The organism is Bradyrhizobium sp. USDA 3240 (genome assembly GCF_054063295.1).
Map to the genome: position 1 here is coordinate 5,207,349 of NZ_JBSSGD010000002.1, position 16,403 is coordinate 5,223,751.

Genomic DNA, 16,403 nt, shown 5'->3' on the forward strand with positions numbered 1-16,403 from the left:
AGACCGAAGATGGTCAGCGCATCCTACACAATATCAAACTTCTTCGAGAGCGCTTTGAGCCGGAGATGGTCCCGAAGCAGTCTTCTCGATCTCGCCGGGCAGGGGCCGCGAAATCAACCTATAGACAGTGAGGAGACGATGCGCCATTTCCCTCGCCTCTTCCGTAGTGATTTCATCTCCCGATATTTCCTTGTAGATGCGACGAAGCTCTTCGAGACGTTCGGGTGAGACTTGATGGCGGATGTGTACCATGCCGAGATCGTACGTGAGCTGTTTAGACGTCATAGGCGGGAGAGTGTACCGCACTGGCAGAAATCGCGTAACCATCGAGCGATGCTATAATCCTCTCGCATGGAAAAACAATTTGACGACTGGAATATAAAAAAGAAGGAAATTCATCTGCGAGCTGATGCGCCCTTCTATAGCGAGCGTGAATTGTGGTGGTGCTCACTTCGTGAACGTCGGTTTTGAACAGGATGGATCGGGAAAGAAGTACGATCGCCCCGTCCTCATTCTGAGAGGTTTCAGCAAAGAGACATGTCTGGTGATCCCGCTTACCACATCTGCGCAAGAGCATCCGCTGCGCCCCTCAATCGGGATCGTTGAAGAAAAAGAGGCGCACGCTCTTCTCTCGCAGATGCGCATTATTGATACGAAACGATTGATTCGAAAAATAGGGTTTCTTGATAAGGAAATGTTCGAGACTATGCGAAAAGCCGCCAAAGACTTGCTTTGACGGCTTTCACTCCTTCACTGTTTGCCCCTTACGGGGCGAGGCCGAAGCCACTTGTAGCTCAAAGGGTACCACTTCCCAGATGGAGCGCAAGTGAACGACTCGTCTCGCAAACAAACCGACACTACTAGAGTGCTTTCCGAACTCCGCTACCGAGAACGCTTCAGGCTGTTGCAGCGATCGGTTTTAATCGTTCTATGAGTCGGGCGCCGCTCTCATCTCTCGCATAGGGAAAGTCATCCAGGCACCACTATCGACCGCTCACGATGGTTCGTACCATCGGTGGCGGCTCAAAGATCACGTTCACATCCCTGTTGCCGCATTGCGGGCACATGAGACGGCTCCCAAGCCTCCCGAGCGGAAAATTCCGGCCCTTGGCCCACACGAGCGTTTGCATGTCCAAGACCGCCTGGTAGTCGCACGGCCGGACCCTGACCGAGCTTTCTATAGTACCCCCGCACACAGCGCATGCGGACGCGCCAGCTGAGCCGGTAGGCCTCCCCCAGCGTTTCGATTGACACGAGAACAAAATAAGATGAACAGGCTCTCGCCTCGTCAACACGGAAGTGCACATGATCCGCCGATCCCCGGCGTCCGATCCCCTGGACGTGGCGACCGACCAGGTGATCGCAGCATGCGACGGCGATGTCCGTGCGGCCGTCCGGGCCCTGATCGTCGCCAAGGGCCTCTTGGAGGCGGAACTCAAGGACGTCTATGCGACAACCTCAAAGGGATACGCGCGCGGTCGAATTAGAAGGAGTGACCACGACTAGTCGCACTCCGGTCATCCGAAGCGTATGAGCCGCGTACCCGCCCAGCTTGTGCGTGAACTTGGCGTGTACGGAAGACAAGAAGCCCAGTTCCGTTCCTCAAAAACGTTCCTATCCCAGATAATCCTTTTTGAGCCTTTTCAAATCTCCTGCGGCAACTTTGAGTTGGGTGCTTGAGGGAGGCGTATCGTCATGCGGGCCCGGTGTCACATAATTGTACGCCGCTGTCAGCTTGCCTTTGTGAGCAGGGTCCTGCGTGAGCAGCGCAAGCGCTTGAGCACTAAAATCTCCGTAGTTCTTTCCGTCATATTCAGAGATCATTGCAGTATTGTCGCCATTGACGTGCCGCGACTTGACGAGAAGCTCTTTGCAGAAGCGCTCGATTGCTCGGCGCAGTCTGGCTGCGCCCTCCTGCCGCTGGTTGGCGTCCTGAGAAAGGATGAATGGTTGCGCCTGTACCAGCATAGTTGCCAAATCATCATCCTGGCTGCGCACTTCTGTTCCGGCGACCGCATTATCGCGCACCAATTGGAACTGGGCCGCGCCGCGATGATGCCACCGGTGACCGATATCCTTCCACGTCGAGTAATCCTGCGTAAGTACGATGACCTGAATGCCGGCATCCAACAGTGCCTCAATCACACTCGAAGCGAAATTTGGTCGGAAGTCGTCGTCGCTCGTGAGAACCGGATCGTCCAGCAGCACGAATCCCGCCCCGCTATCGATCGCACGGGCCAGAAACAACGAAAGACCTAAGCAGTGCAGTTGCGACTGACTGAACACCGCTACCGCGTCCCGGAACTGCGGGTTGCTACGATCATCATTCGCGGACAACGCGACCTTGAGATCGATGGTGCGGCGGGCTTTAGCGCTTCGCCTGCGCACCGAGCTGAAGAACGTCGGTTCGCCAGGGCGGAGTCTCTCCCACCAATCCATAACGTCATCACTCAGATCGCCGAATTTCTCATCCGCGACTTTTCCGTTCGCGACATCGATTTCTTTTACCGCCTGCCCAATGGCCGCAACTTTTTCCGCATGCAATCGAAAGAGCTGTAGGGCTTCGAACAACGGTGCCGGATCGGTCGCAAAGAGCAGTAGTTCCTCCCAGCCCCTCGTTTGAGCACTTTGATCAACCGCCGGTTTTATTGCTTGCGCAAGCGGTTGAGCAGCGGCTGCATACTCTGAGTGAGCGGCATCAAGATCCGTGTGCATCTGTTCAAGACGACTGAGCCCGTCCACAAGCGAATGAGCGTTCTTCCAACTGCCAAGATCGGCGAGCGCCGCTTTGATGCACTCGCGAACGACTTCGCAGGCGCGCTGAAACTTCTGGGTGTCCCGCCAGAGCTTCCCCGAGGCGAGCAGCCACGCTTTCGTCCCTATCGGATTGGCTGCTAGCGCTGAGATGCGCTCGACGCGAAAGCCTTGCTGCCGGCGCTCGGCGCTAGTTATCTGCCTGAATTTCGGTATAGCCTGTTCCGCCCCTCGAATAAGGGCTTGTATCTTCGCGTCCACGGAGCTGAGCCCCGTGGACAACGTCCGTTCTGCGTCCTGATAGCTTTGGTTGGCTTCGACCTGCTTCCGGATGTGAGTGACTCGTTCTGGCGTTAGGCTTGCGGCTGATCCGCACAGCGGACAATCTATTGGAGCCTTGCAATCGTGAATGGCCGGGACTGCCAACGCGTTTTCAAAGAGAGCCACGAGGCGGCGCGTTTCCTCCGCGATCGCATCGCGCTCCTTTTGAAAAGTTTCGATCTGCTCCGTGAGCTGCCCATCAAGACGATCGATCGTTGGGAACGGCTTGCGTGTGAACAGGTCAAGTGGGAATGCGAGCTTGCGACGGCTCTCCAAAGCTTGCGCAAGCTGGTCGACGCGTTCGACCCGAGAAGAGGCCGCAGTAACCCCTATTGAGGTAAGCAGTGTTTCGACTGCCGTGGCAAGCGCTTGCTCAAATTCGGCCTGTGTCGCCGCGCCCCGCATCGCCCTTACGTCGTTCGCAAGGCCCCCAATATTGCCGAGAGTATCGAGCTCGGCGATCAGGCTGATATCCGGCGGGTCAAGTTCGGAGGAAAGGCTGGCGACTGCCGAACGGAAGTCCTCCAGATCTTGCGTATCGAGAACGGCCCGAAAATAAGCAGCGCGGTCCGTCGGCGATGCGGTAAAGACGTAGCCAAGCGTATGTTGCGCAAGTACGGGCGCCCGCAACGGCGGATGCTGAAGCCGGATGCCTATCTGATCCTCGATGTCGGCTTCCGGGCAGGGCTTAGCATCAAGCTCAAGCCTGCTGGTAGATGCCGCGTTGCCATCATAGTCACTCGTCAACGTGCGCCGGAGCTTCCGAATTTTGCCATCGGCACACGTGAGCTCCGCTCCGACGTAGACAGGTACACTCGGGGATATGTGAGCGTTGCGCAGCGATTGTGAAAATTCGTCCTTTGCGCTGGCAAGGAGGTCGCGCCGCGCGATCTGGCCTGTCAGAAGGAACTCTATGGCCTCGGCAAGGCTCGTTTTGCCTTGGCTGTTGCCGCCCCATATCGCCGCCACGGTATCGGGCAACGTGATCGACTGAGGACTGGTGCCGAAACCCCGAAAGCCCTGAATTTCTATTCTTCTAATCCGCTGCGTCATTGCCAGATTTCTTAATTTTAAAGCGCTCGTCGACGATATGCCGCAACCGGGCCTTGGCGGATTGTTGATCGCCTATCGCCCAAGCATCAAGCAGAGCTCGCGCTAGTCCATCCGACTTTAGATGAGTGCGCAAACGTTCCAAGTTGGACTGCGCGGACTCTTCCTCTGATGCGGCTTGATCATCCAAAATGTCTTCAGACATAATTCCAAAATGATTTGAAGGATTGGTCCGTGCTGCCGGACGCACCCGGAAGCTCTTGCAGCTTACCAGGAACAACTGGAACGGGAAAAGCGGAGCGGGAGAATCGGTACTTTAGCCATAAGCGTACATTACCCAAGCGCGATAGATGTGGCAATCACAACCGTGCGCAGGCGTCGGAGCCGAGGCGCTGAACCGCACCCCGGCTCCCTTACGAAAAAAGGCCCCGCCAGTGGCGGGGCTGGAAAGAACAGAGAACTAATCAGCTACTGACGAGGTACGTGAAGCCGGCGCAAATCTCGGAGCAACACAACATGCCATGCTTTGAGACCCACGCCACTCCCCCGCTGCTCTGTTCGTCAAATTCAACGTTGCAGAAAGGACAAGACCAAGTGGGGTAGCGTTCACCATTGAGGATATCCCACAGTGGCCCTTCGGGATCGAAGGTTACCCTTTTGGACGGCATCAGTACTCCCCGGCAAGCATGAGCGTGAGCACACGCGTCGTGCGTTCAGGGTCGCTAGGATCTTCCGAACCGTTCAGCAGATCCTTGTCGTAGTAGTCGATCTTCCAAAAGAACTTGCGTCCCACCAGGTCGAAGCTCCCGAAGTCGTGTTCGTCATGCGCATCATTGTCCGCTGTAAATTCCGAGAACTTCGCCACTTGAACGAGCGCCTCGGCCTTCACACAGTCGGGCAGTTCGTAAACGCCTGATGTCATCATGACCCTGCCGCCGCGGAATGTGCGGCGGAAGGTGTCGTTGAGTTCGCGAATGCGGTTCTTACTCATGGCCGCACCTCAAATGAGACCGGCGAGTACAAGCGCCGATGTGACGGTGTTGCCGCCACACGCCTCGCAGAACCCCTCGTCTTGGTCGGGTTCCATGTCCGCCGTGTAGTCGCATCCCTCCGTCATGCAGATGGCGGGACACACACTGTCCGTGAGAGCTGCTAATAAAAGAAGATCGTCGAGGCTTTCAAAGCCTTTGAGATCGCAGAGCTTCATTAGCTTTACTGCCTTATTGGAAAGAACAAATGTTGACATATCGTTCTCCTCGCTGTGGGCATCCGAACCATTCGGGTGCTCGGTTGCGAGGAGATGTCGAAAGATCAAACTCTTGAATCATGTTCGCCGGTAACAAGAAATTCGTGGAGACACGGGATTGTGCCGGCGCGGCACATAGCGATCTCGGGATACTTTAGCACCGTCTCCCACCTAGCGTGCTCTCAAGCTATGCGCGACGATGCTGCAACCTATGTCGACAGATAATGTTACGCATTTTGCACGTATTGATTTTCGTCGTGATCAACGCCTTGTTGGGATCAAGAACGAAGATCGCCTTTCGCACATCTACGTCATCGGAAAAACCGGGACTGGGAAATCGACGCTCCTGGAGACGATGGCGCTGCAGGACCTTGAACACGGCCGTGGTCTTGCCCTCATTGATCCACACGGCGATCTCGTGGAGCGCATTAACGCGCATGTGCCAGCGAATCGCCGAGACGATGTTATCTATCTGAATGTGCCCGATCCCACACAGCCCTACGGCTACAACCCGCTTCGCCACGTTAGAGAGGGCTATATTGCGCTTGCCTCGTCGGGGATGTTGGAAGTGTTCAAGAAGATGTGGCCCGATGCCTGGGGCGTGCGCATGGAGCACATCCTCCGCAATGTCCTCATGGCTCTCTTAGAGCAGCCCAACGCCACAATGAATGATGTCCTTCGCGTCCTGTCCGAGCGATCGTTCAGACAAGAGATCGCCCACGCGCTAAAAAATGAGACCGTCCGCACCTTCTTACTGAAAGAATTCGATCGCTTTTCATTTGGCTACCGGGCAGACGGAACTGCCCCTATTCAGAACAAGGTGGGGGCCTTCCTCTCGGATCCGCTGCTCAACCGGCTGCTGACCGCGCCCGAGCACGACCTCCACATTCGCCAAATCATGGACAAGGGCAACGTGCTTTTGGTCAATCTGGCCAAAGGGCAGATCGGCGAAGATAGCGCATCACTTTTGGGAGGATTGCTGGTTACGACCATAGGGCTCGCAGCACTCACGAGAGCCGAACTCCGGCCTTCCGACCGGCACGATTTCTTCGTATACGTGGATGAGTTCCAGACCTTCACGACACTGGCCTTGGCAAACATGTTCGCGGAGTTACGCAAATATCGCGTCGGCTTCACGGTCGCCCACCAATACCTGCACCAGCTCGATCCGGACGTGCGCCACGCGATCTTGGGAAATGCCGGCTCCATCATATCCTTCCGAGTCGGTGCCGAGGACACTCCGTACCTAGTCCGAGAATTCCATCAGAGATTCGAGGAGATGGATCTCTTGCAGCTGCCGAACTACCACATCTACCTCAAGCTCATGATCGACGGCATGCCGTCAAAACCCTTCAGTGCCGTCACGCTTGCGGCGACAGCTTGTTAAGCCAATCGCTCTTCGAGAGCGGCGGTCGCAGATCAAAGAGACAGTCGGAAGTACGACGACATGACATCATCGATATTCTTCCCAGCACCATCCCTTCTGACCGTCTGAATTTCGGGTACAGGGGCGAGCAGAATTGTTCGGTGGATTTGACGAGCACCACATCAGACGTTGACTCACGTCGCACAGGTAATGGTAGTGGCTGTTGGGCGATGGTGGTGGAAGCCTCCATTGACCACCCCGCCATGAGAAGAGTTGCCAACCATTCGTCGGTTCTCTGCCGAGAGGAATCGGAGCCGGACTCGCAACTGGATAGATTCGTGCACCCAGTGGGTAAAACATTGCCGTCTTCTGTTTCGGTGCGGTAGTGGGAGGCCATCCAGAAGGTGGCGGAGAGGGTCTCGACTGTTTGGGAGCATTTATGGGCGGGTTTTGCTGGTGATCCGTGCGGTAGATTGATAAACCAATATCCGAAAATTCCAGAGGCAACCGAGGCGAGAATGAGTACACGTGTTACTGAAACAGGTGGGCCAGTCACCGCTCTGCGGATGGGGACGGGAGAGACATAAGCCGTCTGGCCCGGCTGCGGTGCGCGCCCCACGTTCGGAGTTGCGAACGTGGCCGAAAGCTTTTGCCAGTCCTTGTGCTCGAAAGCTTGCTCTGGAATGTCGACCGGTTTAAGCGCCTCTAACGACTTGCGTGCAATATATGAACTTAGCTTGTTCCGGGTTCCTCTCCCCGACGCAATATCGCGAATTCTCGCTTCGACGTCGCCTATCTTTGCAACGCGGAGTCTTTGATCCGCGACAACATCTGACATTTGCCAATTCAAGTCCCCTTCTTGATGTGTGAAAACGATCATGGAGTTGACCAGACAGTTTCACCTGTTCGTCTTTCGATTAGGTCCTTTACTGGAAAGACATTGTCGTCGGCTTGATCAAAGAGATTCTCTTCGAGACCAGTCCATACGTGGTTCGTCATAGGTGTCACCGAGCCACGAAAGTTCTTGAAATCGAGAATAAATATTCCCAAAGGGCTTACAACGACGCTGTCAATCTCGGGCTTTCTTCGTCCTGAAAAATTACGTTCCTTGATGTTCGTAGTGATGATCCAAGATTCAGGTAAGTGCTGGGCCAGGAAAATTTGAGCCGCACGTTCCGACTCACTTCGCGCTGCATTTATCTCAACTAAATGAGCCAACTTACCCTCCGACGCACCCCGACCACAGAGCAAGGATTGCTGACAAGAAGTGTTGCCCTGCGTGTTATACTACAACTGCGTTATGGAAAAAACAGGATGGGAAGGTCACGCAGACAGCATTAGACAGCGGAACGTTGCTGAACTTGTCGATTGCATTGTCTTTCGCAAAGACCCTGAATTGTCCTACTACTTCATGCTCTTGCACTGAGACGAGCTGGGCATACGTTCCAAAGCTAAGCTTGTAAGGGTGATAGTTGATGACGCGAGCAACAGCGGTACGGAAATGGCATTCCGTCTATTGCGCGATATGCCCGCTCTTGACCAGGAAGATCGTGATGCGCTCCTAGGTCGCATAGTGAGCTCAGGTGATAAATCGGCATGTAGCCTAACGCTGGGTCGCATCCGCCAACTGGGGAGTTGGGAAAGAAGCTTGCAAGATGTTCTTGCAAGCTGATGCGGCTGCGAACTCGTGGGCGTGCAGCCTCTCACGATTGCGGTGATTCGGTTGATGGATGACTCGGTTGCGAGCGGCTTTGCTCATGACCACCGTTGTTGAGTAGGACTGAGCAATGTTGCCGCGCCCAAAGCGGATGATGAGGTGCAAGCAGCTAAAGGCGCTGGCCGGGCCGCGTCATGATCATGTGTCCATAGATAGTCGCCCGTTAAGAAGCTTCCAGGCGACTGATCTGGAACCGTAATTTGGCTGGAATGACGTTCTGAGATTGCAAGGTTTTGGTGTTTTGGGCATCGGAAGCTTGCAATTTCGTTTTCGAGATTCCCTCGACGGGCGAAGCATGATTCCCTGTCCGCATCGGAGGGCACGATGCGGCCGAAGAAGCACAAAACGACGGGAGCGAACGATCTTTTCCGGGCGCGGCTCGACCAGATCATCAATCTGAAGCACGAGCTGGTCCGGCTCACCGGCAAGATCGATTGGGACTGGATCGACGGCGAGATCCCGCCGCTCTACAGCGAGAACGGCCGGCCGGGGATTGAGACCCGCTTCGTGATCGGGCTGTTGTTGCTCAAGCACATTTACGCTCTGTCCGATGAGGGGGTATGCGAACGCTGGGTCCACGACCCGTATTTCCAGTACTTCACTGGCGAAGAGTTCTTCCAGCACGCATTCCCGCACGAGCGCTCGGACCTGAGCCATTGGCGCAAGCGGCTCGGCGACAGACTGGAACTGCTATTGGCCGAGAGCCTGCGGGTGGCGCACGACGTCGGCGCGTTGCGCGGCAAGGACCTTGAGCGGGTCACGGTCGACACCACGGTGCAGCCGAAGGCCATCACCTTTCCGACCGATGCCAAGCTGCTGCATGCGGCGATCCAGGGGCTCAACCGCCTAGCGAGGAAGCACGGAGTGCGGCTGCGGCAATCCTATTCTCGGATCGCCAAGGCCACCGCGATGATGGCGGGACGCTACGCCCATGCCTGGGCCGGATCATCCGCGACATCCGTCGCAAGATCGAAGGTCAGGCCGTGCTGGAGAACGCCTTCGCCCTCCCGCTTGGCCGGGCCTCCCAGATCCGCTCGCAGCAGCAGCGCCAGCGCGGCTGGAAGCTGTATTCCTTCCATGCTCCGGAGGTGGAGTGCATCGGCAAGGGCAAAGCAGCCGCGCCTTACGAGTTCGGTGTCAAAGCCTCCATCGTCACCAACAACCGCCGGGCTCCCGGCGGCCAGTTCGTACTGCACGCCAAGGCGCTGCCCGATAACCCTTACGACGGTCACACCCTGCGGGACGTCATCGACCGAACCGAGACACTTACCGGCTGCGCGATCGAGCGCGCCTTTGTCGACAAGGGATACCGCGGCCATGACGCAAGAACCCGCGCCGCGTCTTCATCTGCCGGCCAAAAGCGCGGCGTCTTCGGCACTATCAAGCGCCAGCTGCGGCGCCGCTCCGCTATCGAGCCCGTGATCGGCCATTTGAAGGCTGACGGACACCTCGGCCGCTGCTACCTCAAAGGCCGCGCCGGCGATGCCGCCAACGTCATCCTCTCCGCGGCCGGCTACAACTTCCGCCGCATCCTCGCCTGGCTAAGGGCTCTTTAGTACCTCTTCCTGGCTGCCCTCTTCTCAGTCACCAGCCACCGCACACCACTCAAATCGGCTTCTTAAGCGACGACTAGATAGCGAAATTGTTCTGCAACTTCCACGACGTCGATAGGGCATCTTTGCTCAGCTCTCGTCGTGAATGAGCGGCCTGGACCACATTTCAGTCGATCGTTCAAATCGGCTTATAACCTGCGAAAAGATCCGTGCTCCACTAATTGTTGGTAGATAGCACTTTCGATTCCATCCGAGGCCCGCAAGAGTTCTGCGAGCCATCGCAGGAGCAGGCCGAAGTTGTAGCCGGCCGCGGCGAGGACGGCGTTGATGCGGTCGCCGACGCGGCGTTTGAGATAGTTGCGGTCCATGCGGTGCTCGGCCTTGACGTTGCCGATGACGGGCTCGACAGCCGCACGACGCCAGGCCACTGACTGGAATCGAAAGGGGCCGCTCCACGCGCGGCCCCTTGCCGGTTTAATCTGAGAAATTTGTACGGAATGAAATCTAGCCCCGGCAAGAGTTAGACTAGAGTTTTCAACGACATTGTTGGATTCCGGGAAACTACGGTGTTTCACCATCGGAATCGGCCACTAAGGCAGGCCCGGTGAGGCCGGTACAGGTCGCACCTTATGCCCGTCAACGCCCCGAAAGGGCCACGCGTCATGAGTGAAAGGCACCAATCTGAAAACGGTATCAAGGTGGGGCAACTTAACGATGCATTAACTATACCTGCGCGATTCTCGCGAATCAGACTTGATTCGGGGGATTTGAGCATGGCGGAGCGGCATCGCGAAGAAGTGCTTAATACGGTTCTCGCGACCTGTCTTGGCAGGCGAGGAGTTGAAGCTGACCCCGAAACAATTATCCGCAAAGGGCGTGCCCGCCCCGACGTCATCGCGGTCTTCAGAGGACTCCGTTGCGCGATTGAAGGTAAAATAGCTGACACTCCCCGCGCAAACGACCTTGTTCTGGCAGACGCTCGCAGCCGCGTTGAGCAAGGGATCGCGCATCTCGCTATCGCCGTCGTTTATCCTGCGAGGCTTCGAACGGTTGCATTTAGCGCTCTGCCGGATGAGTTGAGTGCGGCCGGGCTAGAATTTGCGGTCCTTACCGAAGCTGGAGCGGCCGCTTGGCACAAGGGCGGTATCAACGACATATTGGCTGAACTTCGGCGGGCCTATGATGTCATCGTCCGCGACGATGTTCTCCAGCAAGCAGTAGACACGCTGAATCTCGGCTTGTCGGAAGTCGCAAGCGCACTTTCCAATAACAAGGCTGCGTGCGATCGCCTCATCAAGGTCCTCGGAATCGGGAGCAAGAGCAATGTCGAAGCTTCCGTTTGAGCAGCGTCGCCGCGACACAACGGCAAGGTTGGCCGCGTTGATGCTTGCGAACGCATTCATCTTCCAGGAGCAGCTTTCTGGTTTAGAAGAAAAAGTGCGGCCGATCAGATCCCTTCTAACGAAGAAGGATTTCATTGAGACAACTGCCACCCATTGGCAGATGATCATCGATGAGATCAACTACGTTCCGATTTTCAAGGTGGCGCGTGACATTCTGCTATCACTGCCGTCTCAACGCGAAACGGACTCGTCAATCCGCCACCTTGCTCAAAAGGCCCTAGAAATCGTTTCCAAGAAGGCCGCTCTTCGACACGACTTGATGGGGCGAATCTATCACCTGCTACTTCTTGAAGCCAAGTATCTGGGGACGTATTACACTTCGGTTCCCTCCGCGACACTCTTGCTCAAGTTAACGCTTGATTTGGATCGATGGCCGGAGGTCGATTGGTCCGCTAACAATACATTGAGCAACTTCAAAATTGCGGACTTGGCGTGTGGCACCGGCACGCTTTTGATGGCTGCAAGCCAAGCGCTGACAGACAACTCAATAAAATTTCGCGCAAGTCGCAGTGAGGCAATTGATGAAGCGTCTCTGACTGATTTGCATAAGCTAATAATTGAGGAAATGCTCTACGGGTACGATGTTCTGCCGTCGGCAGTCCACTTGACGGCATCGACCCTTGCATTGCTCGCCCCAGAGACATCCTTTCATAAAATGCACCTTTATTCACTCCCCATGGGAAGGATGAAATCAGGGCAAACGCATTTGGGAAGTATAGATTACGTTTCATCCGATACTATTCAGACACAGCTTGATCTGATGAGTCCTGGAATCGGGGGGGGCGACACAGGTAGGCAGCGAAGATACCTATTCAGTGGCGCCGCTTCCCGAGCTTGACGTCTGTGTAATGAATCCGCCGTTTGTTCGCAGCGTCGGAGGAAACCTTCTATTTGGGTCTGTGCCGGATCAGCGCGGCCGAATGCAGACAGAATTAGCGCGCCGACTCAAAAGCACCAACTTGTCTGCCTCGTCAACCGCGGGTTTGGGCAGCGTTTTTGCGGCCGTTGGTGATAGGCACCTCAAAGAGGGTGGCAGACTTTCCCTCGTGCTGCCGGCGGCGCTCACTGCCGGTATAGCTTGGGGGAAGACGCGCGACCTGATTAATCGAAACTATATTCTTGAAACGGTGATCGTGAGCCACGATCCGGAACGATGGAATTTTTCTGAAAACACGGACTTAAGCGAGGTAATGCTCATCGCACGCAAACGAAAACCAAAGACCGAAACGGACGCGGTGATTGCGGCTCAACCCACTCAATTTATTAACTTGTGGCGTAATCCCAGAACTAGCGCGCACGCGCTGGCCGCCGGGGAGCAAATTTCTCGCGGAGCAGCGGCACCCATTGGCACTCCTGAACACCCTCAGCACGGCGTCTCGGAAATCGTGGTTGGCTCGGAAAAGTACGGGGAAACGATAGAAATCCCGTGGGGTGAGGTGAGGGAGGCGCCTTGGATTGGCGGTGCTTTTGCCCAAACAAACTTAATCCGCACCGCATGGATGATGCGCCAAGGTCGGCTGTACTTCGCTGATCGCAACGACACTGTGCCATTCCCTGTGAGCAAGATTAGCGACATCGGGTTGCTAGGTCCAGATCGGCGCGACATTGCAGACGGATTCACGGTGTCAACCTCGCGCTCGCGCTATCCTGCCCTAATGGGACATGCCGCCGACGAAATTCGTTCGATAAATGTTGACCCCAACAAGTGGCTGTCGCCGAGAGCTACCGCGGCGGCTGGGCGACCATTAAGGGATGTTGCCACGCTTTGGCAACGGGCAGGAACGATCATGATTGCCGAGCGGTCGTGGCTCAATACACAGCGAACGCTAGCGGTGCGAACCTCTCGTCCGGCATTATCCAATGTTTGGTGGCCGCTGAGACTTCGTAAGGAGAATGAGGCTGGTGAAAAAGCGCTGGCACTTTGGCTTAACTCAACACTGGGGCTGCTCGCGTCGCTCGCTCATAGAGTTCCAACAAGGGGAGCGTGGATTCAATTTAAAAAGCCGACCATTGAGAATATGGCCGTCTTAGATGTTTTGGCCTTAGCCCCAAAACAGTTGCGCCAAGTCGCCAGCGCTTACGATTCGATCGCTGCACGTGAGCTAGACACAATTGTTAAAATGGCAACCGATCCAGTCCGCGCCGACATCGATGATTTGTTTTCGAAGATCCTTGGTATTCCATCCGTAGCGTCGCTGCGGAATGAATTAGCCGAAGAGCCGATCATAAAACTGCGGTCTTGCAATGAAGAAGAACCGACCATCGAGTCAGACGACCAGTTCCAATTCGAATTAATGTAATGGTTAGTCTTTCCCACCGGGCGAGCCGCTGGCAAATCCGGCCATGTCCACTATGCCGCTGGAAGCGGAAGTGAGTTCAGAGCATTAGCGGCTTCGCGACTGCCATTGCGGAGGCGCCACCTCTGCGTAAGCGCTTAGCCGGACTTTCAATTACCCATAATCTTTGGCTCGATCGCGGCTCAGTTCGATATCAGTCAGCCGTGATAGTCCGTGCCAGATCGGTATTTCCTGGAGGCGGATCGTTGGCTCGGGCCAAGTATCCTCCGAGCCGCACGATCTTGACGACATAGTGCGAGAGCGTGCCTCGTCGAGAGCGATCGCCACCCCTGTCTTTCAACAAATGATCAAGCAGCCTGATTTCAGGATCTGTCAGCGAACGCGTACCATTCGATCTTCTTTCGCCGCTTCGGCGTTCCCCGCTCTTGAGCATGGATCACGGTCAGAGTGAGTGCGGGATATTTCTTCTGCTTACCGATCGGCGGCAGAATTCGAAGCTTGCGGAAACGAATTTCGAGAAGCGCTTATCCGGATCGCCTTTGTCGTCCTTGACCTTGATCCGATGTAGGCCTTCGACCGTAACCTCGTCCATTTCGTCGGCAATTGTATGATTGCCGTCCCCGGCAAGCCGATCAACACAGGTTCGCACCAAAAAGTGTGTTCCAACCTCCTCGGCCAGGCAAAACAGCTCATAGATATCGCTCTCGCGATCACCAATATGAACGCATCGTCCAGCCTCGGCAGAATGGCTTTTGCACGGGCCAGCCTACGGCTCCGAAATTGCATGATCGTCGGTGCGAGCCGACCTTACTGGTGAGGGCTCCTCCCGAGGTGCAGCAAGATGGATGGTTGGATGGTGACGGTCGCCATCTTCAAGGAAGACAGCGACGACGACGAAGAATTCAGGCACATAACTTACGCGGTTGCGGTCACCGACCCGGCGGAAGCCGTGAAGCTGACCCTGAAAGACTGCGACGCCAAGGCCGCAATGCTAAACTGCCCTCTCGAAGAGGAGCAGTTGCAAAGGCTCGGCGTGGAACCCGGTAAGCTGATCGTTATACACGATGACGAGATCGATCCAATCATCTCGCACCCCCGGCGTCACTAAGCGCTTGCACGTCCGATCTCGTTCTGCCGCGTCCGGTTGATGACATTTATGTCCGGAAGCCGCCATCGAAGTGCGAGTAGTTATTCGAGCCTTGGCTGAAAGTGGCGTTTTGCCTCTCTTTAAGCGGAGCTGCATTACGACTATTTGGCACGCTGGTTGCTGAGACTTACGTGGCTTGGCTGCTATTTTGTGACCCTCATGAAAACAGCCAAGCCGTCCTTCGTACCACAAACTCGCGCGCGTGCGGCTCCCCCGCCGTCCGCGCGCCTTTCTGTGACATCGGGCTAGCGGCGCGCTGTGGAGATCATCTCGTGACCCATCAAGAGGCTTTCGAGAACGCCATAGCGGCGCTCAGACAACGGCCTGAGGGGAAACTCGAAACCGGGCGCCATACTTGCCGCGATTGCGGAGCTTGTAGCGACTAGACCGCCGCCTAGACCGCCTCCGAAACAGAAGTTCTCTTCATAGGCTAGCTCTCACGATTTCGCAAAAGAAGCGTGCAATGGACAAGCTCAAATTCATACCGCTTTCGAGGTCGCAATTCGCTCTGGCGATTCCCAAAAGCTTGTCGCGCTTCGAGAGCCCATTCGCGAGCGCGGAGACCCGACGAGTTCGCGATCACGAGCACAGACGCCATACACATCCGCCTACCTTGCGTGGCCGGGCTTCGAGTTTATCAAGCGCCTATCAGACCAGCGTCCTATGCTGTGTCGATGGGAGGACTGGTGCCCAATGAGCAGCAGAAAGCTTGAAGATCGGTATGACCGTGAGGAAGCCGAGGCGATTGCCGCGGCACTCGGCCTCACGCCTGATGAGCTAGATGAGGTTGAGTATAGCATACACGACATCGCCAACGATGATGGGCTGGTCTTCGACTACGGCGTCGAGATCAAAGAAGGGGCGCCGCAGTACATCCTCGACAAGCTCGCCAGGCTGCCTAGGTACGGTAACTTGATATCTGTCGGCCTAGGGTGGTGCGCTGACGCCCCGGATCAAGAGTAAATGTGGCTAGCCTTGGACATGTGGTTTCTTGGTTCTGGTCCTTCAGCTTGCAGCGGCCCGCACCCGTGGCGAACTTAAAGGAAGAGAGTGGCCGTCCTCGGGGTGGGCGAGAGATGAGTGGAATGGATAGACAATAAGTGGTGAGCGCAGCGTGCGCGGCAGATCTGCGTCACTGATCACCGAGGACTAACGTTTCGGACGACCGGGACGGTCAACTCTTACTGCTCAGCTCTCGCGTCGTTGCTCTCCTTCCCCCTCCCACGAGGTTGTGAGCCTAGCGCAACTCCCGGCTCCTGTGGAAGAGGTTCCCGGTATGCTACGGATTAGTCCAGACTGGCCGCTTCGACAAAGAGGAATGGCTTAGTACTGCGGTTTCGCCTGCGCCTTTGTCGTCTTCCTGCGGTGCCAACCACTCTCGGGCTAGCCTTCATTTTTCCGACGTTCCTCGACGGTGATTGGGCCGGCGAGATCGTCAATTCTTTTACAGAGCAAAACTACGTTGGCTTTGCGATAGGAGCAGCTGGTGTCCGAGCGACGCCTAAGATGAAGGAGCGAAAGGCGTCACGGTCACGACGGATCGGAATGA

15 protein-coding genes and 2 pseudogenes are annotated in these 16,403 nt (G+C 56.0%); 9 read left to right on the top strand and 8 right to left on the bottom strand.

Features of this window, described 5'->3' with window-relative positions; genetic code table 11:
- Positions 1-33: 33 nt before the first annotated feature.
- Positions 34-252 (bottom strand): hypothetical protein, encoded by a 219-nt coding sequence (locus ACVIGA_RS25210; RefSeq protein WP_456668401.1) that lies wholly within the window; start codon positions 250-252, stop codon positions 34-36.
- A 202-nt stretch (positions 253-454) separates the two neighbouring features.
- Here ACVIGA_RS25210 and ACVIGA_RS25215 point away from each other — a divergent pair, with 202 nt between their 5' ends.
- Both ACVIGA_RS25215 and ACVIGA_RS25220 read left to right on the top strand, forming a co-directional pair.
- Positions 455-736: a type II toxin-antitoxin system PemK/MazF family toxin gene (locus tag ACVIGA_RS25215; RefSeq protein ID WP_456668402.1), complete on the top strand. Its 282-nt coding sequence runs from the start codon at positions 455-457 to the stop codon at positions 734-736.
- 569 nt (positions 737-1,305) lie between these two features.
- On the top strand, positions 1,306-1,506 hold the full coding sequence (locus ACVIGA_RS25220) for a hypothetical protein (RefSeq protein ID WP_456668403.1): 201 nt from the start codon (positions 1,306-1,308) through the stop codon (positions 1,504-1,506).
- Between the two features lie 108 nt (positions 1,507-1,614).
- Here ACVIGA_RS25220 and ACVIGA_RS25225 read toward each other — a convergent pair whose 3' ends face one another.
- From ACVIGA_RS25225 to ACVIGA_RS25240, 4 genes are all read right to left on the bottom strand, one after another.
- Positions 1,615-4,128, bottom strand: coding sequence for an AAA family ATPase (locus tag ACVIGA_RS25225; RefSeq protein WP_456668404.1), 2,514 nt, complete (start codon positions 4,126-4,128; stop codon positions 1,615-1,617).
- Positions 4,112-4,375, bottom strand: coding sequence for a hypothetical protein (locus ACVIGA_RS25230; protein ID WP_456668405.1), 264 nt, complete (start codon positions 4,373-4,375; stop codon positions 4,112-4,114). The genes ACVIGA_RS25225 and ACVIGA_RS25230 overlap by 17 nt, the downstream gene beginning before the upstream one ends.
- A gap of 417 nt (positions 4,376-4,792) precedes the next feature.
- A complete protein-coding gene (locus ACVIGA_RS25235) occupies positions 4,793-5,116 on the bottom strand; it encodes a DUF3768 domain-containing protein (protein WP_456668406.1) in 324 nt (107 codons plus the stop codon).
- Positions 5,117-5,125: 9 nt separating this feature from the next.
- Positions 5,126-5,371 (bottom strand): hypothetical protein, encoded by a 246-nt coding sequence (locus ACVIGA_RS25240; protein ID WP_456668407.1) that lies wholly within the window; start codon positions 5,369-5,371, stop codon positions 5,126-5,128.
- Positions 5,372-5,582: 211 nt separating this feature from the next.
- Here ACVIGA_RS25240 and ACVIGA_RS25245 point away from each other — a divergent pair, with 211 nt between their 5' ends.
- On the top strand, positions 5,583-6,758 hold the full coding sequence (locus ACVIGA_RS25245; protein WP_456668408.1) for a type IV secretory system conjugative DNA transfer family protein: 1,176 nt from the start codon (positions 5,583-5,585) through the stop codon (positions 6,756-6,758).
- Here ACVIGA_RS25245 and ACVIGA_RS25250 read toward each other — a convergent pair.
- Together ACVIGA_RS25250 and ACVIGA_RS25255 are read right to left on the bottom strand one after the other, a co-directional pair.
- Positions 6,733-7,617 (bottom strand): hypothetical protein, encoded by an 885-nt coding sequence (locus tag ACVIGA_RS25250; protein WP_456668409.1) that lies wholly within the window; start codon positions 7,615-7,617, stop codon positions 6,733-6,735. The two genes, ACVIGA_RS25245 and ACVIGA_RS25250, sit on opposite strands and share 26 nt — an antisense overlap.
- Positions 7,614-7,955: a nuclease-related domain-containing protein gene (locus ACVIGA_RS25255; protein ID WP_456668410.1), complete on the bottom strand. Its 342-nt coding sequence runs from the start codon at positions 7,953-7,955 to the stop codon at positions 7,614-7,616. The genes ACVIGA_RS25250 and ACVIGA_RS25255 overlap by 4 nt, the downstream gene beginning before the upstream one ends.
- Positions 7,956-8,778: 823 nt before the next feature.
- Between ACVIGA_RS25255 and ACVIGA_RS25260 the strand changes: the two are divergent.
- A pseudogene (locus ACVIGA_RS25260) lies at positions 8,779-10,076 on the top strand (IS5 family transposase).
- 119 nt (positions 10,077-10,195) lie between these two features.
- On the opposite strand, the pseudogene ACVIGA_RS25265 reads toward ACVIGA_RS25260, so the two are convergent.
- Positions 10,196-10,426, bottom strand: a pseudogene (locus ACVIGA_RS25265) (hypothetical protein); the annotation flags it as partial.
- A 243-nt stretch (positions 10,427-10,669) separates the two neighbouring features.
- Between ACVIGA_RS25265 and ACVIGA_RS25270 the strand changes: the two are divergent.
- The 5 genes from ACVIGA_RS25270 (at position 10,670) to ACVIGA_RS25290 (ending at position 15,817) form a co-directional block, all read left to right on the top strand.
- Complete coding sequence (locus ACVIGA_RS25270; RefSeq protein WP_456668411.1) at positions 10,670-11,350, top strand: hypothetical protein; 681 nt, start codon at positions 10,670-10,672, stop codon at positions 11,348-11,350.
- Entirely contained in the window at positions 11,331-12,248 is a 918-nt protein-coding gene (locus ACVIGA_RS25275; protein ID WP_456668412.1) for an N-6 DNA methylase, read from the top strand. Before ACVIGA_RS25270 ends, ACVIGA_RS25275 begins: the two co-directional genes overlap by 20 nt.
- 82 nt (positions 12,249-12,330) lie before the next feature.
- Positions 12,331-13,710: a hypothetical protein gene (locus ACVIGA_RS25280; protein ID WP_456668413.1), complete on the top strand. Its 1,380-nt coding sequence runs from the start codon at positions 12,331-12,333 to the stop codon at positions 13,708-13,710.
- An 850-nt stretch (positions 13,711-14,560) separates the two neighbouring features.
- Positions 14,561-14,815: a hypothetical protein gene (locus ACVIGA_RS25285; protein ID WP_456668414.1), complete on the top strand. Its 255-nt coding sequence runs from the start codon at positions 14,561-14,563 to the stop codon at positions 14,813-14,815.
- A gap of 732 nt (positions 14,816-15,547) precedes the next feature.
- Positions 15,548-15,817 (top strand): hypothetical protein, encoded by a 270-nt coding sequence (locus tag ACVIGA_RS25290; protein WP_456668415.1) that lies wholly within the window; start codon positions 15,548-15,550, stop codon positions 15,815-15,817.
- Positions 15,818-16,403: the final 586 nt, after the last annotated feature.